Raw genomic sequence first — 21,906 nt, forward strand, 5'->3', positions numbered from 1 at the left:
TTGGTGGACCGAATGACTCAATGCGCCCCCCATGCACCGGCACTGTGGGTTAGGTCATGCTTACTGGCCGTTCCGCTCGGGCACACGTCGGAATAGAGTTCGGTTCGACAGTGGGCCACAAGCCCGGATCGATCCACTCACGCTTCCCCGATGTCACGAGGACGGATATCGCCATGCCTCGCCCGACTGTCGCACAGCTCGCCTACGGTTCGGCCACCGTCGTTCTCTCCACGCTCGCCATGCTGCTGCTGTCACAGACCGAATCGGGACCCGGTATCGGCGTCATCGCCGTATCGGCGGTCATCCTGGGTCTGTTCGTGGCGCTGAGCGTGCCCAAGCCCAAACCGGCGCCCGAGCCGGAGGCCGAGTCCGAGTCCGAGCGGGTGCCCACGCAACGCACGGTCACGGCCGGACCGACCCGGAAATCCTCCGCGCGCGAGCGTGAGCCCGCACGCGGACCGGCGGGCCCGTGAGACACGGACCCGCCGGTCGTTCGCCTTGCTCGCCACGCCGCGTGGTCAGTCGCTGCTGACCACCACGGTCTTGGCGGCCTTGTCGTGCAGGCCCTGCTTGTAGGGCTTGTCGAAGAAGCTCCAGCCGCCGCAGATCGCGGTCCAGATGCAGGCGCAGCAGAACGCGAACGGGACCCACAGCACCAGGGCGCGCACCAGGTTGGTCTGCGTGCTGGGCGTGGCCCCGTTGTCGAGGTTGGCCACCCGCAGCTTCATCAGCTTCTTGCCGAGAGTCTGGCCGGTCCTCGCCGTCAGAATCACGTCGTACGCGATGTAGAGGACGGCCGTCAGGAGTGACGACGCGGCCTGCTTGCCCGCGTTGATGTCGTCGGTGTCGGTGTCGAATCCGGTGATGCCGAAGGCCCACGACAGCAGCCCGACGATGATGCCGATCAGCACCATGTCGATGAGCCGGGCGAGCACGCGCTTGCCGCTCTCGGCGAGCGGCGGCATACCGGCGAGCGGGTCGGCCCCGCCGTGGCCTCCTCCGTACGGGTCCCCGCTGTAGGGCGGGGGGGTGCCGCCGTAGGGGGGCGGGGTCCGGGAGGCGTCTCCGTAGGGGTTCTGGCCCTGCGGCATGTCGTACGGGGAGCCGCCGCCCTGGTTCGTCGGCGGCGGCTTGCGGAACGGGTCGTCGTCCGGCGGCTGGCCGGATCCGTTGGGCGGCGGTTCGGTACTCATGGCCCGAGTGGACCGCGATCCGGGGCGTCCTGCACGTGGCATGCCGCCGTCCGGATGACCTGGCGCCCGGTTCCGGCCAGCCGCCCCTGACAGTTCTACTCCGCGGCGACGAACGTCCGGGCCAGCTTGTCGTGGAGGCACTGGCGCCACGGGCGGTCGAACGCGCCCCAGAGCACGCCGAAGATCCCGATGACGAGCACCCCGGGCACGCTGTAGGCGAACCAGCGCTTGAGGGCCGCGCCGAACGTCGGGGTGTCGTGCTCCTCGATGTCCCGGACGGACAGGCCGAGGATCTTCTTGCCGAGCGTGCGGCCCCATTTGGCGGTGGGCAGGGCCTCGTAGAGGACGCCGAAGACGAGCAGGACCGCGAGCACGATGCCCAGGTAGGTGCCCGTCGTGCCGTCGAGCAGCCAGACCGTGACCTGCCGGCCGGAGGCCTTCGCCTCGTCGATCTTGCCGTTGATGTGGTCGGCGGCCCTGGTGCCGAGCGGCACGGCGGCGGCCGCGGTGACCGCGCCCAGGATCAGCGTGTCGATGAGCCGCGCCGCGAACCGCTTGCCGAGCCCGGCCGGGCGGACGTTCGCCTGGGCCTGGGCGGCGGCGAGGAACGGGTCGTTCGCCACCGGTCTGAACGGGGTGACGGGACCGCCGCTCTCCGGCTCCTGTCCCTGGCCCTGCGCGGTGTTCGGGGCCGCCAGCTGGTGCACCTGCTGCGCCCAGGAGGGCTGACCGCCGCCGGAGCCCTGGGTGACGGGCGTGGGCAGGGGCGCCTGCTGCTGCGGCGGGTAGCCGTACCCCGACTGCGGCTGGGCCGGGGCGGCGGCCTGCTGCTGCTGCTGCTGCTGCGGATAGCCGTACCCGGACTGCGGCTGGGGCTGGGGCTGGGCGGGAGCGGGAGCGGGAGCGGGAGCGGGGGCCTGCGCCTGGGCCGGGGGCGCGCTCGCCTGCGGGGGCCGCTGCTGCGCGGCCTGCTGCGGGAGGGCCCGGATCGACATCGTGCCCTCGGTGCTCGGGGCCTCGGCCGCGGCCGAGGCCGCGCCGGGCCGCGGGAGGCGGATGGCGACGGTGCCGTCGGTACGGACGGCCGAGGCGTCCTGGACGGGCGCCTGCGCCGCGGGGCGCTGCGGCTCGCCGCCGCCCGGAGTGGCCGGGGTCGCGGGCGCCGCGCCGCTGTCCGGGGAGCCCCAGGAGACCCGGCGGTCCTGTTCGCCGCCGAAACCGGTCTGCCGGGAGGCGTCGGCCTGCCAGGCGGAGGCGGGCTCGGGCGAGGTCGGGGCGTCCGGGCTCTCGGGACCCGTCTCCGTCCGCACGGAGGGCTCCTCGTCCAGGAAGACGGGGCCGGTCTCCTCGGCGGGGGCGGGAATCTGCGCCGCGGGCCCCGGGGCGGGCGTCGCGCCCGGCGGGACCGGCAGGTGTTCGCCGTCGGACGGGGCGGGGCGGCTGGTGCCGGGGACCCATGCGGCCCCGTTCCAGTACCGGACATATCCGGGAATGGACGGGTCGGGGTAGTAGCCTTCACGGGGCCTGTCGTCACCGGGGGCCGGGGTTGGGGCGCTCATGTCCGTCGTCCCGTATCTGCTCGGGGGTCTTGTTGTGGCCTCTACGTCTATCAGACCGCCGCGCCCGCCCGCGCCGCTCCGCCGTTACGGACCACTTTCCGGGCAACAGAACGCATGGAAAGAGCTCTTCGGGACAGTCGGGAAAAAAATCTTCGCGAACTCGCGTAATGCCGAAGGCCCATCGCCCTCTCACCTTGCACGGGACCGTTCCGGGGACCGTACGAACGAGAGGAAGCGCACGACATGCACTCCGTGGTGGAACGCGAACTCGAGCTGAAACTGGTGTTGTCGCCCGAGCGAAGCATCCCGGTCCCGGCCCGGCTGACGTACCGCACCGACGATCCCTACGCCGTCCACATCACCTTCCACGTCGGGTCCGACCACCCGGTCAACTGGACGTTCGCGCGCGAGCTCCTCGTGGAGGGGGTGTTCCGGCCCTGCGGGCACGGGGACGTGCGGGTGTGGCCGACCAAGGTGGACGGCCGCAGCGTCGTCCTGATGGCGCTGAGTTCGCCGGACGGCGACGCGCTGCTCGAAGCGCCCGCCGCGCAGATCTCGGCCTGGCTGGAGCGGACGCTTCGGGTGGTCCCCCCGGGCTCTGAGGCCGAGCAGCTCGGCATCGACGCCGGCCTGGCCGAGCTGCTCACGCCCACCCCGGCCGACGACCTCTACCTCCGCGACCCGTGGCCGTCGGACGAGTCGTCGGACGGCCAGTGAGGGCGCGGGGGCACGGGTGGCACGCGGTCAGAACAGCTTGCCGGGGTTGAGGAGCCCCAGCGGGTCGAAAGCCGCCTTCACCGCCTGCTGCACCTCCACGCCGACCGGACCCAGCTCACGGGCGAGCCACTCCTTCTTCAGGACGCCGACGCCGTGCTCGCCCGTGATCGTGCCGCCCAGTTCCAGGCCGAGCGCCATGATCTCGTCGAAGGACTCGCGGGCCCGCCGGCCCTCGTCCGCGTCCTGCGCGTCGAAGCAGACGGTCGGGTGGGTGTTGCCGTCGCCCGCGTGCGCGCAGACGCCGATGGTCAGCGCGTACTTCTCGGCGATCCGCTCGACGCCGTCGAGGAGTTCGCCGAGCCGGGAGCGCGGCACGCACACGTCGTCGATCATCGTGGTGCCCTTGACCGCTTCGAGCGCGGTGAGGGACAACCGCCTTGCCTGGAGCAGGAGTTCGGACTCGGCGGCGTCGTCGGCCGGTACGACCTGGGTGGCCCCGGCCGCTTCGCACAGCGCGCCGACCTCGGCCAGGTCCCGTGCCGGGTCCGGGGTGTCGAAGGCGGCGAGGAGCAGGGCCTCCGTGGTCTCCGGCAGGCCCATGTGGGCCATGTCGTTGACGGCCTTCACCGTCGTGCGGTCCATGAGTTCGAGGAGTGACGGGACGTGGCCGCCCTCCATGATCCGGCACACCGCGTCGCAGGCGGCCGCCTGCGAGGCGAACTCGGCGGCGAGGACCAGCTGCCGGGGCGGCTGCGGCTTGAGCGCGAGCGTCGCCCCGACCACGATGCCGAGGCTGCCCTCGGAGCCGACGAAGAGACGGGTGAGGTCGTAGCCGGCGACGCCCTTGGCGGTGCGCCGTCCGGTGGAGAGCAGGCGGCCGTCGGCGAGGACGACGTCGAGCCCGAGCACGTACTCCGCGGTCACTCCGTACTTCACACAGCACAGGCCGCCGGAAGCGGTGCCGATGTTCCCGCCGATGGTGCACATCTCCCAACTCGACGGGTCGGGCGGGTAGTACAGGCCGTGCTCGTTGACCGCGCGGGAGAGGGTGGCGTTGATGACGCCGGGCTCGACGACCGCGATCCGGTCGACCGGGTTGATCTCCAGGATGCGGTCCATCCTCGTGAGGGACAGCACGATGCAGCCGTCGGAGGCGTTGGCCGCGCCGGACAGGCCGGTGCGGGCGCCCTGCGGGACGACCGGGACGCGCAGCGCGGTGGCCGTGCGCATCACGTGCTGGACCTCTTCGACGGTGCGCGGCAGCACGACGGCGGCCGGGGCTCCCGCGTCGCAGAAGCTCGCCATGTCGTGGGCGTAGGAAGCGGTGATGTCGGGATCGGTGACGATCGCCTCCGCGGGCAGACCGTCGCCGAGCAGTTCGATGAGGGTGCGGCTCATGATCACAGCCTCGCACTCGGGGCCATCGGTGTGAACCCGTCAGCGGCCTCCCCTCGTGTGCTCTTCGTATTGACGCACCGTGGCGCACAGTGTGCGCCATGGAGAACGCCGAGAATGCCCAGAACGCCGAGAACACCGCGGCCGTCGCGGACATCGAGAACTCCGTGGCGGCCGGGGAGCAGGCGGAGCCCGGCACCGCCGCACGCCGCCGCTCCCCCGTCGTGCGGCGCGCGATCGTCGCGTCCGTCACCGGGTGCGCGGTGCTCGGCGGCGCGCTGGCGCTGCTGCCGGGCGAGGAGGAGCGGCCCGCGCCGCTGCCGGGTCCTGCCGGGCGGGCGGTGATCGCGGCCGCGGTCGGGGCACCGGCCTCGCTGCCGGACCTGACCGCGCTGATCGGGGAGCGCGAGGCGTACGTGCGGGCCCATCCGCGCGACGGTCTGTCGTGGGCGGCGCTCGGGGCCGCCTACGTGGAGCGTGGCACGCGCACCGCCGATACCGCGTACTACCCCAAGGCCGAGCGGGCGCTGCGCAGTTCGCTGAAGGCGCGGCCGAAGGGGAACGTGGAGGCGCTCGACGGGCTCGCCTCGCTCGCGGCCGCCCGCGGCGACTGGCGCTCCGCCCGCACCTGGGGCGAGGCGGCGGTGAAGGCGGCGCCGAAGCGCTGGTCGTCGTACGTGGCGCTGGTCGACGCGTATCGCGGCGTCGGCGACTACAAGGCGGCGAGCCGCACCCTGGAGAAGCTGACCGGGCTGACGTCCGGTGCCGGGACCGCGGTGACGCTGCGCACGGCGGCCGTGTACCGGGACCAGGGGTGGCGGGAGGACGCGGCGGCGCTCCTCGGCGACGGCGCGGCGCGGGCCGGGACCCCGGCGGAGAAGGCGGCCCTGCTGCAGCGCGGCGGCGAGCTGTCCTGGGAGCGGGGCGAACCGGCCGACGCGCTCCGGCACTTCGACGCGGCGCTGGCCGCCGACCCGAACCGTCACGAGGCGCTCGCCGGGCGGGCCCGCGCGCTGTCCTCGCTGGGCCGCACGGCGGAGGCGGTCCGGGCCTATCAGGGGGCGCTCGCCAAGCAGCCGCTGCCGCAGTACGCCCTGGAGCTGGGCGAGTTGTACGAGTCCCTCGGCGAAGAGCGGGCCGCGGCCGCCCAGTACGGCGTGCTGCGGGCCCGGGCCGCGGCGCAGGGTGCGCACGGGGTGGACGACGCGCTGGTGCTCGGCCGGTTCGAGGCGGACCACGGGGATGCGGACGCCGCCGTGGACCGGCTGCGCGCGGAGTGGTCGCGGGCGCCGGGCATCCCGGTCGCGGACGCGCTGGGCTGGGCGCTGCACCGGGCCGGGGACGACGACGCGGCGCACTGGTTCCTGCGCCGGGCCACCGACCGGCAGAAGGGCGGCACGGTGCGCAACGCGTCCTACTCGTACCATCTCGGGGCCGTGGAGCGGGAGTTGGGGCTCTACGGTGCGGCGCGGCGGCATCTCGGGGAGGCGCTGCGGATCAATCCGGGGTTCTCGCCGTTGCACGCGCCTGCCGCGCAGGAGGCGCTGGACGCGCTCGGCTCGCCGCCGGAGGGCGGGGTCCCCGAGATGTGGCCCCCGAAGCCGAAGCCGGCTCCGGCCACCGCCCGCAAGCAGGCTCCGCCGAAGCGCCGTTGAGGGTGCCGCTGTATCGCCGGGCGCGGGTTGTCGGTGGCTGGTCGCGCAGTTCCCCGCGCCCCTGGAAGCGAGCTTCGCTCGCCCAGGGGAAGCTGCGCGGAGCGCATGCTTCAGGGGCGCGGGGAACTGCGCGAGAAGCCCCACCGGGCCGCAGTCGCGACACGACCCCCGGCCGGCAGGACAGACCGCGCGTCCGTCAGACGACCGCCGTGCCGATCAGCCCGTTCCGCGACACCAGCCCCGCCAACTCCGCTTCATTCAAAGACCCGGTCCCCGCGGGACGCCTCGGCAGGACCATGTAGCGGGTGTCCGCGCTGGAGTCCCAGACCGTGATCCGTACGTCGTCGGGGAGCGTGACCCCGAACTCGCCCAGGACCGCGCGGGGTTCGCGGACGACCCGGGAGCGGTACGCCTCGCTCTTGTACCAGCCCGGCGAAGGGCCGAGCAGGCGCAGCGGGTAGCAGGAGCACAGGGTGCAGACGATCATGTTGTGGACGGTCTCGGTGTTCTCGGTGACGCGCAGCCGCTGCCCGGCCTGACCGGTGAAGCCGAGCTCCGCGACCGCGGCCGTGCCGTCCGCGAGCAGCCGCGCCCTGAACGCCGGGTCGACCCAGGCGCGGGCCACCGCCTTCGCCCCGTTCACCGGGGACGCCCCGGACAGGAATCCGTCGATGACCTAGTCGACGGTGTCGCCGCCGACGATGCCCTTGTCCTCCAACAGGGTTTCCAGCAACCGCACTTGGCGGGAGATCACCGCGTCGTCGTGACTACCGCTCATCGTGGTCGGCCTTCCTGAGGTAGCTCTCGGGCAGGTCGAGGACCACGTCGTGGTCGCCCTCGCCCCACAGTTCACGCGCCGCGAACCGCACCGCGTAGACCATCTCGACCGGCGCGTCGTCCCGCCCCTGTGAGCGGACGTCGGGGAGCGGGGTGCGCTCCTCCGGCTCGACGACTACGCCGCGCCTGCCGCGGGCGTAGCGCGGCAGGCGGGTGTGGTGGGGCGGGTCGTGGAGGTACGTGACGACCAGGTCGCCCGGCGCGTAAGCGGCTTCGGGCACGGGTTCAGACATGGTCGAGGGCTCCCGCCTCGAGCACGCCCTTGCGTTCGAGGAGCGTACGGATCGCGTGGAACCAGCGCTCGTAGTACGAGGCCGCCAGATACTCCTGCGGCGGCATCGTCTCGATCGCGTCCCGGAACTCGTCCAGGTTGAAGACCTTCTTCACGAGCAGCGCGCGCTGGAGCGCGAAGACGCGCGCCTCCCAGTCCGCGTGGAAGGGTTCGGCGTCATCGGTGGTGTCGATGGCGCCGAACCCGGTGGTGCCGCCTACGTCGTTGATCCTGGCCATGGCGGCACCCTACGACTGCCTAAAGGTTTCCGCGCTTCTCCTGCTCGCGCTCGATCGCCTCGAACAGGGCCTTGAAGTTGCCCTTGCCGAAGCCCATGGAGCCGTGCCGCTCGATCATCTCGAAGAAGACGGTCGGCTTGTCCTGGACCGGCTTGGTGAAGATCTGCAGCAGGTAGCCGTCCTCGTCGCGGTCGACGAGGATCTTCAGCTCGCGCAGCGTCTCGACGGGGACGCGGGTCTCGCCCGCCCACTCGCCGAGGGTGTCGTAGTACGAGTCCGGGGTGTCCAGGAACTGGACCCCGGCCGCGCGCATGGCCCGTACCGACGCGACGATGTCGTTCGTGGCGAGCGCGATGTGCTGGACGCCCGCGCCGCCGTAGAACTCCAGGTACTCGTCGATCTGGGACTTCTTCTTGGCGATGGCCGGCTCGTTGATCGGGAACTTGACCTTGAGCGTGCCGTCCGCGACCACCTTCGACATCAGCGCGCTGTACTCGGTCGCGATGTCGTCGCCCACGAACTCCTTCATGTTCGTGAAGCCCATGACCTTGTTGTAGAACTGCACCCACTCGTTCATCCGGCCGAGCTCGACGTTGCCCACGCAGTGGTCGATGGCCTGGAAGGTGCGCTTGGCGGGCGGCTCGACGATCGGGTCCGCGGCCACGTAGCCGGGCAGGTAGGGGCCGTCGTAGCCGGTGCGCTCGACGAGGGTGTGGCGGGTCTTGCCGTACGTGGCGATGGCGGCCCGCACGACGGTGCCGTGCTCGTCCTTCGTCTCGTAGGGCTCGGTGATGCCGCGGGCGCCGTGCTCCACCGCGTAGGCGTACGCGGCGCGGGCGTCCGGCACCTCGATGGCGAGGTCGACGACGCCGTCGCCGTGCGCCGCCACGTGGTCCTCGAGGAAGTGGCCCCAGTCGGTGGAGGCCTTCACGACTGAGGTGAGGACGAAGCGGGCGGAGCCGTTGGTGAGGACGTAGGAGGCGGTCTCGCGGCTGCCGTTCTCCGGTCCGGAGTAGGCGACGAGCTTCATGCCGAAGGCGGTCGAGTAGTAGTGCGCGGCCTGCTTGGCGTTGCCCACGGCGAAGACGACCGCGTCCATCCCCTTCACCGGGAAGGGGTCGGCCTCGCGCGCGGTGCTGGGGGTGTGGGTTGTGGTCTCAGTCATGGTGGGAGGCTCCCGCCGTTCCGCAAGGTGCGCAATAGTTTGCGTATTCGCTGGGCAATCTGACCAGCGACCGGCCGGTTTAGGCGGGCTGTGTGTACAGGGTGACCACTCCGGAGGCAGGCATGGCGATCGATCATCTGGACGGACGGCTCATCGTGCTGCTCGCGCGGGAGCCGCGGATCGGCGTCCTGGAGATGTCGCGCAGGCTCGGCGTCGCGCGCGGCACGGTGCAGGCCCGCCTCGACCGGCTTACCTCGAACGGAGTCATCCGCGGATTCGGCCCGCAGGTGGATCCGGCGGCGCTCGGCTACCCGGTCACCGCGTTCGCCACGCTGCAGATCCGGCAGGGGCAAGGAGCCGACGTCAGAGCGCATTTGGGAGGCGTTCCCGAGGTGCTGGAACTGCACACGACGACCGGCAGCGGGGACATGCTGTGCCGGCTCGTGGCCCGTTCGAACGCGGATCTTCAACGGGTGATCGACCTGGTTGTCGGTTTTGATGGCATCGTCCGGGCTTCCACCGCGATCGTCATGGAGAACCCCGTTCCGCTGCGCGTCATCCCGCTGGTGGAGCAGGCGTCGGGCGACTCCTGACGTGGGGCCTTCAGGAGATTCCTGAAGGCTGCACGAACAGTGCCCGGCGCGAGGCGCGATGAACTTCTGGGACTACCTCGGCAGCCATCACCAACAGCTGCTGTTCGACGCGTACCAGCATGCCAGCGAGGTGTTCCAGTGCATGCTGCTGGCCACCGTGATCGGCGCGCTGATCGGCGTGTTCACGTACCGCAGCGAATGGGCGGGCAACCTCGCCACCTCGGCGACCTCCACGATCCTGACGATCCCCTCGCTCGCGCTGCTCGGTCTGCTCATCCCGGTCGTCGGCATCGGTGTCGCGCCGACCGTGATCGCGCTGACCCTGTACGGGCTGCTGCCGATCGTGCGCAACGCCATCGTGGGCCTGCGCGGCGTCGACCCGGCGCTGATCGACGCGGCCAAGGGCATCGGGATGTCGCGCCTCGCCCGCCTGGTCCGGGTGGAGCTGCCGCTGGCCTGGCCGCCGATCCTGACCGGGATCCGGGTCTCCACGCAGATGCTGATGGGCATCGCGGCCATCGCCGCCTACGCCTCCGGGCCGGGCCTCGGCAACGAGATCTTCCGCGGGATCGCCTCACTGGGCAGCAAGAACGCGCTCAACCAGGTGCTCGCCGGAACCCTCGGCATCATCATCCTCGCCCTGCTCTTCGACGCCGTGTACGTCCTGATCGGGCGTCTGACCATCCCGAGGGGGATCCGTGTCTGAGACCGTCACCGAGGCGTCCGGGACGCCCGCGACACCCGCGACACCCAAGGCCTCCGGGGCCAGCATCGAGCTGGAGAACCTCTCCAAGGTCTACCCGGGCAACCCGAACCCGGCCGTCGACGGCGTCAACATGGAGATCAAGGCGGGCGAGCTGATCATCTTCGTCGGCCCCTCCGGCTGCGGGAAGTCCACCACCCTGAAGATGATCAACCGGCTGATCGAGCCGACGGGCGGCCGGATCCGGATCGGCGGCGAGGACGTCACCGACATGGACCCGGTGAAGCTGCGCCGCAAGGTCGGCTACGCGATCCAGTCCTCCGGGCTCTTCCCGCACATGACGGTCGCCCAGAACATCGCGCTCGTCCCGAAGATGGTCGGCTGGTCGAAGTCGAAGGTGAGCTCGCGGGTGGAGGAGATGCTCGACCTGGTGGGCCTGGACCCGGGCGAGTTCCACAACCGCTACCCGCGCCAGCTCTCCGGCGGACAGCAGCAACGCGTGGGTGTGGCAAGGGCGTTGGCCGCCGACCCGCCCGTGCTGCTGATGGACGAGCCGTTCGGCGCCGTCGACCCGATCACCCGCGACCACCTCCAGGACGAGCTGATCCGGCTCCAGCACGAGCTGCACAAGACGATCGTGTTCGTCACGCACGACTTCGACGAGGCGATCAAGCTCGGCGACCGGATCGCGGTCCTCCGGGAACGCTCGCACATCGCGCAGTTCGACACCCCGGAGGCGATCCTCACCAACCCGGCCGACGACTTCGTGTCAGGGTTCGTCGGCGCGGGCGCGGCCCTCAAGCGGCTCAACCTCAGCCGCGTACGCGACGTCGAGGTCACCGACTACCCGACGGTGAGCGTCGACGACCCGCTGCAGGACATCTTCAACAAACTGCGCGCGGCGGGCACGAACGAACTGCTGCTCCTCGACAAGCGCGGGCGGCCCTACAAGTGGCTGCGGCGCGGCGACCTGATGCGCGCCAAGGGCTCCCTCGCCCGCGCGGGCACCCTGGTCCACGACACGGTGACGCGGGACGCCACCCTGCGCGACGCGCTGGAGGCGGTCCTCACCGACAACGCGGGCCGGGTCGCGGTCACCGGGCGGCGCGGCCAGTACGAGGGCGTCGTCGACATGGAGACGCTCATGAACTCCGTGCACGAGCTCCTGGAGGCCGACCGTCTGGAGGCCATCGAGAGCCAGCACGAGCTGGAGCAGTCCCGCGCCCACCAGACCCACTCGGAGCAGGAGGGCGCGACGGCCCCCGACGGGGAGGCGCAGGCGTGAGCGGCACTCCGTCCGGCAAGCACCGCAAGAGCGCGCCCCCACCGGGGGCGCGGCCCGACGGCGAGCACGAGGTCAAGGGCCTCGCGTTCCGCGACGACGGCGAGGGCGAGAGCGAGCGGGAGGCGACGCCGCCCGCCACGAAGGAGCCGAGCCGCATCACCTGGCAGAAGCTGACGTTCCTGCCGGTCGTGGTGGCGGTGGTCCTGCTGATCACCTGGCTGTGGTTCCGCAACGCCGACCTCGACACCATCTCGAAGAACGCGCTGTCCGGCGGCCAGGTGTGGCAGGACCTCAAGCAGCACATCGAACTCACGGCGATCTCCACGTTCTTCGTGCTGATCATCGCGATCCCGCTCGGCATCGTGCTGACCCGCAAGATGTTCCGCAAGGCCACCCCGGTCGCGCTCGCCCTCGCCAACATGGGGCAGGCGACCCCCGCGATCGGCCTCCTCGCCCTGCTCGTCATCTGGCTGGGCACCGGGATGAGATCGGCGCTGATCGGCATCATCATCTACGCGATCCTGCCGGTCCTCTCCAACACGATCGCGGGGCTCAAGGCCAACGACCCGACCCTCATGGAGGCGGCCCGCGGCATCGGCATGTCCCCTGCGATGGTGCTCGCCAAGGTCGAACTGCCGCTGGCGGTCCCGCTGATCCTGGCCGGTGTGCGCACGGCGCTCGTCCTGAACGTCGGCACGGCCACCCTCGCCGTGTTCGGCGGCGGCGGCGGTCTCGGCACGCTCATCCAGGCCGGCATCACCAACCAGCGCATGCCGATCCTGCTGCTGGGCTCGATCCTGACCATCGCGCTCGCCCTGCTGGTGGACTGGCTGGCGTCGCTGGCCGAGGTGCTGCTCAGCCCGCGCGGACTGGAGGCGCGCTCATGAAGTACCTCAAGTACCGCGCACGGGTGGCCACTTCGGCGTTCTGCGGGCTCGCCCTGCTCGCCGTCGGCGGCTGCGGTCTCACCAGCGGCAGCCCCATGGTCGACGACGTCTCCCCCGGCTCCATCGGCAAGGGCGAACCGCTCAAGGGCGCCGATCTCGTCGTCACGTCGAAGGAGTTCACCGAACAGCTGGTCCTCGGCGCGATCATGGGCATCGCCTTCCAGGCGGCCGGCGCCGACGTCATCGACCGCACCGGCATCCAGGGCTCGGTGGGCGCCCGCGAGGCGATCCGCAGCGGTGACGCCGACGCCATGTACGAGTACACGGGCACCGCCTGGATCACGTACCTCGGCAACTCCGAGCCGATCTCCGACCCGCGGCAGCAGTGGCAGGCGGTCAAGGACGCGGACGCGAAGAACGGGATCACGTGGCTGCCGCCCGCCCCGCTCAACAACACGTACGCGCTCGCCATGAACGAGGCCAACTTCAAGAAGTACGGCACGAAGACGCTGTCCGAGGTCGCCGCCCTGTCGAAGTCGGACCCGAAGGCCGTCACGGTCTGCGTGGAGAGCGAGTTCGCCAACCGGGCCGACGGTCTGCGCGGCATGGAGAAGGCGTACGGGATGGACATCCCCGCGTCGAACGTCACGCAGATGGACAGCGGCATCATCTACACGCAGGTGAAGAAGGGCAGTTGCACCTTCGGTGAGGTGTACACCACCGACGGCCGCATCAGGTCGATGAACCTCCACGTCATGGAGGACGACAAGAAGTTCTTCCCGAACTACAACGCGGCGCCGGAGGTCAACTCCAAGTCGTTCGAGAAGTACCCGGCGATGGCCGACGTCCTGAACCCGATCTCGAAGAAGCTGACCAACACCGTCGCGCAGGAGCTCAACGCCAAGGTCGACGTGGACGGCGAGGACCCGCACCAGGTGGCCCTGGACTGGATGGTGGACCAGGGCTTCGTGAAGGAGGGCGGCGGCTGACCGGGGAAACGGGGGAAGGGGCCGGGGCTAGCAGGACGGGATGGCCCCGGAGCCCTTCTTCAGGTGCGTCAGCGCGGTGACCGTGCCGTCGAGCGTGGACACCGGGATCAGCCGCATCGACTTCGGTGCCGACGCCTTCGCCTCCGAGCACTCCGCCTTCGGCACGAGGAAGACGGTGGCGCCGTCGCGGTCGGCGGCCTGCACCTTCATCGAGACGCCGCCGACGGCGCCGACCGTGCCCTTCGCGTCGATGGTGCCGGTGCCCGCGATCGACCTGCCGCCGGTGAGCTCGCCGCCGCTGCCGTCGCCGTCGAGCAGGTCGATGATGCCGAGGGAGAAGAGCAGGCCCGCGCTGGGCCCGCCGACGTCGCCGAGCTGGAGGGTGACCTTGATGTCCTTGTCCTGGTCGCCGAGGTAGGCGAGGGCGGCCTCGGTGGCGGCGTCCTGCGAACCCTTCATCTCGTCCTTGTTGTGCCGCTCGATCTCCTCGGTGGAGTCGCCGGCCGGGTAGACGGCGTCCTTCGGCATGACCGCGCGGTCCGTGGCGAACCAGTCGGACAGCACGTCCGAGAGGTGGATCGAGGCGTCGGGCCCGGTCGCCAGGATCGTCACCGCGCGCAGCTGCCCCTTGGTGTCGCGGGTGGGGGCGCCGGAGATCTCGATGACGGGCTTGCCGTCCGACGCGCCCAGCACGTTCGTGGTGGGGCCCGGCTGGGCCACCGAGAACGGCAGCGGGGCGAACGCGGTGATCGCGGCCAGCGCGATCACCGGGAGCGCGCAGACGACCAGGGCTACGGGACGGCTGAGGCGATTGAGCACAGGGCCAATCTAACGTGGCCGCGCGTTGCGATTCGGCTGCGGGCCGGTGGGGGCCGGTCGCGCAGTTCCCCGCGCCCCTCCAGGGGAGGCTGCGCGCAGCGCATGCCTCAGGGGCGCGGGGAACTGCGCGAGAAGCCCCACCGGCCCGCGGCCGCCCACGAGACAGGACCCGGCAGACGGGTCAGCGCAACGCGTCGGCCACCTCACGGGCAGCGTCCAGCACCCGGGGCCCGACCCGCTCCGGGACGGAGTCCGCGAGCATCACGACACCCACGCTCCCCTCCACCCCGGTCACCCCGAGCAGCGGCGCGGCCGCCCCGCACGCCCCGGCCTCCAGCTCGCCGTGGGTGAGGGTGTAGCCGGGTTCGGGCAGGACGCCCTGCCGGGCACCGAGGATGGCGCGGCCCGCGGCCCCCCGGTCGAGCGGATGCCGGAACCCGGTGCGGTACGCCACGTGATAGTCGGTCCAGGTCGGCTCGACGACGGCGACCGCGAGGGCCTCCGTGCCGTCGACCAGGGTCAGGTGCGCCGTCGCCCCGATGTCCTCGGCGAGCGAGCGCAGCGCGGGCAGCGCGGCCTCGCGCACCAGTGGGTGGACCTGCCGGCCCAGGCGCAGCACCCCGAGCCCGACCCGGGCGCGGCCACCCAGGTCGCGGCGGACGAGGGCGTGCTGCTCAAGCGTGGCGAGCAGGCGGTAGACGACGGTCCGGTTGACGCCGAGCTTGTTGGAGAGCTCGGTCACGGTCAGCCCGTGATCGGTGTCGGCGAGCAGTTTGAGGACGCGCAGTCCCCGGTCGAGCGTCTGGGAGGTCTCCGCGGTCACGACGCCCACTCCTTCGTGGTGAGGGTCGGCGGTCGCTCCGCGGCGGTCACGCCGCCTGTCCCGTGGCGACGCGCGTCAGAGGCCGCCGGTCGGATTTCAGGCGCTGGGCTGCATACGGCTGCATGCGACCACATCTACGTACGTCCGGCTGCGCTCCGCGGCGGCGCTGCCACGGGGCGTGTGCGTTGACCGGGAATGTAGCGAGGTCGTCCCGCTGAGCGGAAGACTCCGTCCAGAATCCGGTCAAGGGGCGGCCGGAGTTGTGCCTGATTGCCCCTACTTGACCCGGCGTTGACCCGGAGGTCACTTCATCCGGGTCGCCCACTCCTGCACCTTGGTGATGCGCTGGCGCAGCTGTCCGGCGGTGGCCTCGGCGCTCGGCGGGCCGCCGCAGACCCGGCGGAGCTCGGTGTGGATGACGCCGTGCGGTTTGCCGGACTGATGCACGTACGCGCCGACGATCGTGTTGAGCTTCTTGCGCAGCTCCATCATCTCCTTGTGGGAGACGACGGGCCGCCGCTCTGCGGGCAGTTCGAGGAGGTCGGCCTCGGTGTCGGGCTTCTTCTTGCTGTGCGCGATCTGCCGCGCCTGCCGCTTCTGGAGGAGCAGCTGCACCTGGTCGGGTTCGAGCAGGCCCGGGATGCCGAGGTAGTCCTGCTCCTCCTCGCTGCCCGGGTGGGCCTGCATGCCGAACTCGGCGCCGTCGTAGAGGACGCGGTCGAAGACGGCCTCGGACTCCAGGGCCTCGAAGGAGAACTGCTCCTGCTCGCCGGTGTCCTCGTCCTGCTCCTTGTTCGCCTCGTCCATCTCCTTCTCGGACTCGGCGTAGGGGTCCTCCTCCCCGTCCTTCTTCGGCTTGTCGAGGACGTGGTCGCGCTCGACCTCCATCTCGTTGGCATGGCCGAGCAGGTCGGGAACCGTGGGCAGGAAGACGGACGCGGTCTCGCCGCGCCTTCGTGAACGTACGAAACGGCCCACGGCCTGCGCGAAGAAGAGAGGGGTGGAGATGGTCGTGGCGTACACCCCGACCGCCAGGCGCGGTACGTCGACGCCCTCGGACACCATGCGGACGGCGACCATCCAGCGGTCCTCGCTCGCGCTGAAGTCGTCGATCCGCTTCGAGGCCCCGGTGTCGTCGGACAGGACCAGGGTCGCCTTCGTGCCGGTGATCTCGCGGATCAGCTTGGCGTAGGCGCGGGCCTGCTCCTGGTCGGAGGCGATGACGAGGGCGCCCGCGTCGGGGATGCCCTTCCTGACCTCGGTGAGGCGGGCGTCGGCGGCGCGCAGCACGCTCGGCATCCACTCGCCGCGCGGGTCGAGGGCGGTGCGCCAGGCCTGGCTGATGGCGTCCTTGGTCATGGGCTCGCCGAGGCGGGCGGCGATCTCGTCACCGGCCTTGGTGCGCCAGCGCATGTTGCCGCTGTAGCTCAAGAAGATGACAGGGCGGACGACGCCGTCGCCGAGCGCGCTGCCGTAGCCGTAGGTGTAGTCGGCCGAGGAGCGCCGGATGCCGTCGTTGCCCTCCTCGTACTGGACGAAGGGGATCGGGTTGGTGTCGGAGCGGAACGGCGTACCGGTCAGCGCGAGGCGCCGCGTGGCGGGCTCGAAGGCCTCCAGGCACGCCTCGCCCCACGACTTCGAGTCACCGGCGTGGTGGATCTCGTCGAGGATGACGAGGGTCTTGCGCTGCTCGCTGCGGTTGCGGTGCAGCATGGGGCGCACGCCGACGCCCGCGTACGTGACGGCGACGCCGTCGTACTCCTTGCTGAGCGGGCCCGCGCTGTACTCCGGGTCCAGCTTGATGCCGATGCGCGCGGCCGCCTCGGCCCACTGCTTCTTCAGGTGCTCGGTCGGCGCGACCACGGTCACCTGCTGCACGACGTGGTGGTGCAGCAGCCAGGAGGCGAGGGTGAGCGCGAAGGTCGTCTTTCCGGCGCCGGGGGTGGCGACCGCGAGGAAGTCGCGCGGCTGTTCCTGGATGTACCGCTCCATCGCCCCCTGCTGCCAGGCTCGCAGCTTGTTGGCGGTGCCCCAGGGGGCGCGGCCGGGGAAGGCGGGAGAGAGGTGGCTGGACGGTGCGGGGGCGACTGAGGATGCGGACGCGGCGGTATCGGCGGTGGTCACGGTCTCCGGCTCGGCAGATCGGGGGCGTATGACAACCGGTCCACCCTACCGGTGACCAGGTTGACGATCGCGCCGGACGAGGCCGGGCGGGCGCCGGTTGGGACGTGAGTCACAGATCAACTGCCCGCATTTCACTGGCAGTCAGGAGTACGTCACCGGGGCGCGTCACCTGGTGGCGGGCGTGCGCAGCCGCGTCGCCACCCATACGCCGACCAGCGCGACGGCCGCCATCGGCAGGAACACGGCGACGAACGCGGCCGGGTGCGAGCCGCCCGCGCCCTGGGTCACGCCGTGCCCGACCGCTCCCCCGCCGAGGGCCGCGAAGGCGGCGCCGCCCGCGGCGAGCAGCAGGGTGTTGGACAGGCCGTCGGAGATCTGCAGGGCGGCGGAGTTCGCGCCGGCTTCCTCGGGGGCGGACAGCTGGAGCAGCAGCACGCTCGTGGAGGAGGTCACGGTGCCCATGCCCAGGCAGCCGTACGCCCAGGCCACGGCGACCAGCCACACGGGTACGGCGTCGATCAGCACGAGCGGCACGGTGGCGATGGCGGCGGCGACCAGCACCATGCCGGCGGCCGCGAGCCGCTCCCGGTACGGCTCCATGCGGGGCCTGGCCTGTGCCCAGGAGCCGATCGCCCAGGTGGCACCGCCGGCGGCGAGCGAGAACCCGGCCATCGTCGGCGACACGCCCCGCTGGGTGACGAGCATCAGCGGCACGAACGACTCGGCCGCGATGAACGAACCCGCCGCGATCCCGCGCAGCAGCACCACGGAGGGCAGCCCGCGCACGGCCCGGTAGGTGCCGCGCGGCAGCAGCCCGAGCACGGACGGTACGAGGAGCGCGGCGCCGACGGCGCCGGGCAGCAGGGCGAGCGGGTCCAGGTCCTGGGCCGCGTACTGGAGCAGCCCGGCGCCCACCGAGATCCCGAACGCGAGCCGGATGCGGCGCCGCTGGAAGGGCTCGGGCGCGCTGCCCTCGGGGGGTCCGCCCGCCCGCCGCCGGATCTGCGGCAGCGCGAGCCCGAGCGGCAGCAGGACCAGCACCGGAATCCCGAGGAAGACCCACCGCCACCCGAGGTGCTGGGTGACGGCGCCCGCCGCCAGCGGCCCCACGATCGACGGCACGACCCAGGCCGCGGCGAACGCGGCCATGATCGCGGGGCGCAGCCGCGCCGGGTAGGCCCGGCTGACGACGACGTACAGCGCGACGATGACGAGCCCGCCGCCGAGGCCCTGCACGGCGCGGCCCGCGATGAACGTCCACATGTTCGCGGCGGTGCCGGCCAGCAGCAGCCCCGCCGCGAACGCCCCGATCCCGGCCCCGACGGGCCCGAGCGGTCCGCGCCGGTCGGCCCACTGCCCGGCGAGCACCATGCCGAAGAGGCTGGTGGTGAAGTACGCGGAGAACGCGAAGGCGTACAGCGACACCCCGTCCAGGTCCCGCGCGGCGACCGGCATCGCGGTGCCGACGGCGGTCGCCTCGAAGGCGATGAGCACGATGACCGTGACGATGCCGACGCTCAGCGCGCGGTACCCGCTCCCGAGCACACCGCCTTCGAGGGCTGCGGCTTCGAGGGGCGGGGCGGCGAGATCGGCGTCGTCCAGAGCGGTCATACGGATCAGCGTAAGGGGCGTAAACCGCCCTGACCCCTGTCGGGAGTCGGGGGTCTCCTGGTCACTTGGTCGTACGTCCCCGAGCCCTCGATCCGCGCGTTCATGAACGGCGTGTGGCAGTCCCGTTGCGGCCCCGCCCGAACCCTTGAGAACCGGCGGGAGCGGCACCTACGGTCGAGGCACGACACAACAGCACGGCCGTATGCCCGAGTGGCTCAGGGATTCGCCTGCGCTGCATCCATCAGCGGGCTCCGCCCGCGGAGAAGCACACCGGCCCATCCCGGTCCCGGCCGTGCCGCGCGACGCACAACTCAACATGGCCGTATGCCCGAGTGGCTTAGGGATTCGCCTGCAAAGCGAAGCACACCGGTTCGATTCCGGTTACGGCCTCTGGACGGACCCCGGCAGCCCCAAGGGCTCCGGGGTTCCTCTGTGTTCAGCCGCCCGCGACGAGGATCACGCCTCCGCCGACGACGATCACCGCGAAGGCGACGAACGCGAGCACGAAGAGCAACATCTTCCCGGCGGACGGAGCGGGTTCGTACGCCCGCGGCTCCTGGGACTCCCCCGGCTCGCGCACTTCCGCCGGTTCCGGCACCCCCTGCGGACGAGACGCTCGTGTGCTCATGCGGCTCCCTCTTTCCGTCGCGCGGCGCCGAATGCCTCATCACCGTACGACTCGACCCGAACCGGACCCCGGCCGGGGTCCGGTTCGCCGTCGTGGGACCTAGACCGCGACCTCGCCCGGCACCGGCTCCGTGACCACCGCGGCCTGGGGGCGGATGGGGAGGCGGTTGACGGGACGGCCGGTGGCCGCGCGGACCGCTGATGCCACCGCCGCGGGGGCCGCGACGACCGGGGCCGCGCTGGCCGCCTTCGCGCCGAAGGGGGCGACGACGTCGCGCTCCTCGACCAGCTTCACGATGCGGATGTCCGGGGCGTCCAGGGACGTGGGCAGCGCGTAACCGGTGAGGTCCGGGCGGCGCACGATGCCCTTCGGGGTGCGCAGGTTCTCGGTGAGGGCGGCGCCCACGCCCTGCGTGACGCCGGCCTCGATGCGGGCGGCCAGCTGTCCGGGGTTCAGGATGCGGCCGACGTCCTGCGCCACCGCCAGTTCGACGACCCGTACCGAGCCGATCTCGATGTCGACGTCCACGACCGCGCGGATCGCGCAGAACGCCATGCCGACGAAGGCGTCGCCCTGGCCCTCGGCGTCCAGCGGCTCCGTCGGGTGCGGGCGGCACTGGGCCGTGGCCCACAACTCCTTGCCGTCCATGGCCTCTTCGACGGTGGTGGAGAGCACCCCGTCGTACGAGGTGATCTTGCCGTCGGCGATCTGGAGGAGCTCCGTGCTCATGCCGAACTTGTGGGCCAGGGGCTGGAGGAGCTGGGTGCGGACCATCTTCGCCGCGCGCTCCACCGCGCCGCCGGACACCCACGTGTGGCGGCCGCGGCAGCCGGGCCCGGCCGGGGGCTGGTCCGTGTCGACCGGGGCCACGTGGACCTCGTCGACGCCCAGCGTCTCCTGGACGATCTGGCGGGCCAGCGTCGCGAAGCCCTGGCCGGTCTCGACGGCCGCGCAGATCACCGTGGCGACGCCGTCCTGGACCTTGACCGTGGCCGTGGAGACCTCGTCCGCGCCCTCGGCGCCGAGCATGTGCACCATGCCGATGCCGTAGCCGACACCGCGCCGGACCGCTCCCGGTTCACCCGCGCCCTCGGGGCCGCCGGGCAGCAGCCAGTCCTCCTCCGGGGTGTCCTTGGGGAGGGGCGGGAGGGGGAACTCCCGTACCGCGTCGAGGAGTTCGGCCACCGGCGCCGGGCACGTCACGGTCTGGCCGGTGGGCAGTACGTCGCCGGTCGCGAGGACGTTGCGCAGGCGCAGTTCCGCCGGGTCCACGCCCAGCTTCTTGGCCAGCTTGTCCATCTGGGCCTCGTAGGCCGCGCAGACCTGGAGCGCGCCCTCTCCCCGTACGTGGCCGGAGGGCGGGTTGTTCGTGCGCACCGCCCAGCCCTCGATCGAGGCGTGCGGGACGACGTAGGGGCCGCAGGCGAAGGCGACGGCAGCCGCGAGGGCGTCCGACGACGTGTCCGCGTACGCGCCCGCGTCGAGCAGGATCTGGGCCTCCACCTTCACCAACTTGCCGTCTGCGTCCGCGTGGTGGCGGTAGCGCAGCAGCGTCGGGTGGCGGTGCGGGTGGCCGAGGAAGGACTCCTCGCGGGTCGCCGCCAGCTTGACCGGGCAGCCCGTGCGCAGGGCCAGCAGGCCGAGCGGGAGGTGGAAGCTCGGGTCCTCGCGGTCGCCCGTCGCACCGGGCACGCCGGTGACGACGACCTTCACGCGCTCCGGCTCCAGGCCGTAGCGGGAGGCCGCCACGTCGCGGTCGCCGTGCGGGTCGGTGGAGGCGATGTACAGCTCGACGCCGCCGTCGGGGCGGGGCACGGCCAGACCGGCCTCGGCGCCGATGGGCGCCGGGTCCTGGCGGCCGATGCGGTACAGGCCCTCGACGACGATCTCGCCGGTGGCCTCCGGGTCGCCGTGGCGCAGCGGGATGTGCCGGACCAGGTTGCCGTCGGGGTGCAGGGGCTCGGCCGCGAAGGACTGCTCCGGGTCGGTGACCGGGTCGAGGATCTCGTACTCGACGATGATCGCCGCGGCCGCCATGCGCGCCGTGTCCGGGTGGTCGGCGGCCACCGCCGCGAGGGCCTCGCCGTGGTGGCGTACGACGTCGGAGGCGAACACCGGGCGGTCCGCGGTGCGGTGCCCCGACAGCGGGCCGCCGGGGACATCCTCGTGCGTGACGACCGCGCGCACGCCGGGCATCTCGCGCGCGTGGGTGGTGTCGATGGAGAGCACGCGTGCGTGCGCGTGCGGGGAGCGCAGGACCGCGGCCCAGAGCAGCCCCTCGGCCCACAGGTCGGCGGCGTACGGGAAGGTGCCCTCCGCCTTGGCGCGCGCCTCGGCCGAGGGCAGCGTCGTGCCGAGGCCGTGCGGGATCCCCTCCGCCTCGGAGGTCATGCCCAAAGGGGCCTCGGTGGTC

Annotated in this window: 20 protein-coding genes, 1 tRNA gene and 1 pseudogene; 9 read left to right on the forward strand and 13 right to left on the reverse strand. The window is 71.9% G+C overall.

From position 1 onward, the window contains the following. Nucleotides 1-173: 173 nt before the first annotated feature. Nucleotides 174-473 carry a hypothetical protein gene (locus tag B072_RS0120485; protein ID WP_018531843.1) on the forward strand — a complete coding sequence of 100 codons (300 nt, stop codon included), beginning with the start codon at nt 174-176 and terminating at the stop codon, nt 471-473. Nucleotides 474-518: 45 nt separating this feature from the next. Here the strand turns inward: B072_RS0120485 and B072_RS0120490 are convergent, their stop codons facing one another. Both B072_RS0120490 and B072_RS0120495 read right to left on the reverse strand, forming a co-directional pair. Continuing rightward, complete coding sequence (locus B072_RS0120490) at nt 519-1,193, reverse strand: RDD family protein (RefSeq protein WP_018531844.1); 675 nt, start codon at nt 1,191-1,193, stop codon at nt 519-521. Between the two features lie 95 nt (nt 1,194-1,288). Then, a complete protein-coding gene (locus B072_RS0120495) occupies nt 1,289-2,752 on the reverse strand; it encodes an RDD family protein (protein ID WP_018531845.1) in 1,464 nt (487 codons plus the stop codon). A gap of 243 nt (nt 2,753-2,995) precedes the next feature. Here B072_RS0120495 and B072_RS0120500 point away from each other — a divergent pair, with 243 nt between their 5' ends. Beyond that, nucleotides 2,996-3,469, forward strand: a complete 474-nt coding sequence (locus tag B072_RS0120500; RefSeq protein ID WP_018531846.1) for an SsgA family sporulation/cell division regulator — start codon at nt 2,996-2,998, stop codon at nt 3,467-3,469. A gap of 27 nt (nt 3,470-3,496) precedes the next feature. On the opposite strand, the gene B072_RS0120505 is transcribed toward B072_RS0120500, so the two are convergent. Beyond that, the gene (locus tag B072_RS0120505) at nt 3,497-4,867 is read right to left on the reverse strand and encodes an FAD-binding oxidoreductase (RefSeq protein ID WP_051127245.1); all 1,371 of its coding nucleotides are present in this window, start codon (nt 4,865-4,867) and stop codon (nt 3,497-3,499) included. A gap of 98 nt (nt 4,868-4,965) precedes the next feature. Between B072_RS0120505 and B072_RS0120510 the strand changes: the two genes are divergently transcribed. After that, nucleotides 4,966-6,519, forward strand: a complete 1,554-nt coding sequence (locus B072_RS0120510; protein WP_018531848.1) for a tetratricopeptide repeat protein — start codon at nt 4,966-4,968, stop codon at nt 6,517-6,519. 196 nt (nt 6,520-6,715) lie between these two features. Here B072_RS0120510 and nthA read toward each other — a convergent pair. From nthA to hppD, 4 genes and pseudogenes are all read right to left on the reverse strand, one after another. Continuing rightward, nucleotides 6,716-7,297 (reverse strand): annotated as a pseudogene (gene nthA / locus B072_RS43605) (nitrile hydratase subunit alpha). Further along, nucleotides 7,287-7,589, reverse strand: a complete 303-nt coding sequence (locus B072_RS49805) for an SH3-like domain-containing protein (RefSeq protein ID WP_026246076.1) — start codon at nt 7,587-7,589, stop codon at nt 7,287-7,289. The pseudogene nthA and the gene B072_RS49805 overlap by 11 nt, the downstream one beginning before the upstream one ends. Further along, nucleotides 7,582-7,866, reverse strand: coding sequence for an SH3-like domain-containing protein (locus B072_RS49810; RefSeq protein WP_018531852.1), 285 nt, complete (start codon nt 7,864-7,866; stop codon nt 7,582-7,584). The genes B072_RS49805 and B072_RS49810 overlap by 8 nt, the downstream gene beginning before the upstream one ends. Nucleotides 7,867-7,885: 19 nt before the next feature. Next, on the reverse strand, nt 7,886-9,031 hold the full coding sequence (gene hppD, locus B072_RS0120530; RefSeq protein ID WP_018531853.1) for a 4-hydroxyphenylpyruvate dioxygenase: 1,146 nt from the start codon (nt 9,029-9,031) through the stop codon (nt 7,886-7,888). Between the two features lie 122 nt (nt 9,032-9,153). Between hppD and B072_RS0120535 the strand changes: the two genes are divergently transcribed. Genes B072_RS0120535 through B072_RS0120555 form a run of 5 tightly spaced genes read left to right on the forward strand, consistent with a single transcriptional unit; the run spans nt 9,154 to nt 13,488 of the window. Then, nucleotides 9,154-9,624, forward strand: coding sequence for an Lrp/AsnC family transcriptional regulator (locus B072_RS0120535; RefSeq protein WP_018531854.1), 471 nt, complete (start codon nt 9,154-9,156; stop codon nt 9,622-9,624). Nucleotides 9,625-9,682: 58 nt separating this feature from the next. Further along, a complete protein-coding gene (locus B072_RS0120540) occupies nt 9,683-10,330 on the forward strand; it encodes an ABC transporter permease (protein WP_018531855.1) in 648 nt (215 codons plus the stop codon). Further along, a complete protein-coding gene (locus tag B072_RS0120545; RefSeq protein WP_018531856.1) occupies nt 10,323-11,612 on the forward strand; it encodes a betaine/proline/choline family ABC transporter ATP-binding protein in 1,290 nt (429 codons plus the stop codon). Before B072_RS0120540 ends, B072_RS0120545 begins: the two co-directional genes overlap by 8 nt. Further along, nucleotides 11,609-12,499, forward strand: a complete 891-nt coding sequence (locus B072_RS0120550; RefSeq protein WP_018531857.1) for an ABC transporter permease — start codon at nt 11,609-11,611, stop codon at nt 12,497-12,499. Before B072_RS0120545 ends, B072_RS0120550 begins: the two co-directional genes overlap by 4 nt. Further along, the gene (locus B072_RS0120555; RefSeq protein WP_018531858.1) at nt 12,496-13,488 is read left to right on the forward strand and encodes a glycine betaine ABC transporter substrate-binding protein; all 993 of its coding nucleotides are present in this window, start codon (nt 12,496-12,498) and stop codon (nt 13,486-13,488) included. Before B072_RS0120550 ends, B072_RS0120555 begins: the two co-directional genes overlap by 4 nt. A 27-nt stretch (nt 13,489-13,515) precedes the next feature. Here the strand turns inward: B072_RS0120555 and B072_RS0120560 are convergent, their stop codons facing one another. From B072_RS0120560 to B072_RS0120575, 4 genes are all read right to left on the reverse strand, one after another. Further along, nucleotides 13,516-14,307 carry a S16 family serine protease gene (locus B072_RS0120560; RefSeq protein ID WP_018531859.1) on the reverse strand — a complete coding sequence of 264 codons (792 nt, stop codon included), beginning with the start codon at nt 14,305-14,307 and terminating at the stop codon, nt 13,516-13,518. Between the two features lie 181 nt (nt 14,308-14,488). After that, nucleotides 14,489-15,130, reverse strand: coding sequence for an IclR family transcriptional regulator (locus tag B072_RS0120565; protein ID WP_018531860.1), 642 nt, complete (start codon nt 15,128-15,130; stop codon nt 14,489-14,491). 303 nt (nt 15,131-15,433) lie between these two features. Further along, on the reverse strand, nt 15,434-17,254 hold the full coding sequence (locus B072_RS0120570; protein ID WP_018531861.1) for a DEAD/DEAH box helicase: 1,821 nt from the start codon (nt 17,252-17,254) through the stop codon (nt 15,434-15,436). A 165-nt stretch (nt 17,255-17,419) separates the two neighbouring features. After that, nucleotides 17,420-18,865, reverse strand: a complete 1,446-nt coding sequence (locus B072_RS0120575) for an MFS transporter (protein WP_018531862.1) — start codon at nt 18,863-18,865, stop codon at nt 17,420-17,422. A gap of 318 nt (nt 18,866-19,183) precedes the next feature. On the opposite strand from B072_RS0120575, the gene B072_RS0120580 reads away from it, so the two are divergent. Continuing rightward, nucleotides 19,184-19,255: transfer RNA gene (locus B072_RS0120580), tRNA-Cys, on the forward strand. Nucleotides 19,256-19,301: 46 nt separating this feature from the next. On the opposite strand, the gene B072_RS48250 is transcribed toward B072_RS0120580, so the two are convergent. Both B072_RS48250 and B072_RS0120590 read right to left on the reverse strand, forming a co-directional pair. Next, nucleotides 19,302-19,493, reverse strand: a complete 192-nt coding sequence (locus B072_RS48250) for a hypothetical protein (protein WP_158689211.1) — start codon at nt 19,491-19,493, stop codon at nt 19,302-19,304. Between the two features lie 99 nt (nt 19,494-19,592). Further along, nucleotides 19,593-21,884 (reverse strand): xanthine dehydrogenase family protein molybdopterin-binding subunit, encoded by a 2,292-nt coding sequence (locus B072_RS0120590; protein WP_051127246.1) that lies wholly within the window; start codon nt 21,882-21,884, stop codon nt 19,593-19,595. Between the last annotated feature and the right edge of the window lie 22 nt (nt 21,885-21,906).

The organism is Streptomyces sp. HmicA12, assembly GCF_000373565.1.
Taxonomy (GTDB): Bacteria; Actinomycetota; Actinomycetes; order Streptomycetales; family Streptomycetaceae; genus Streptomyces.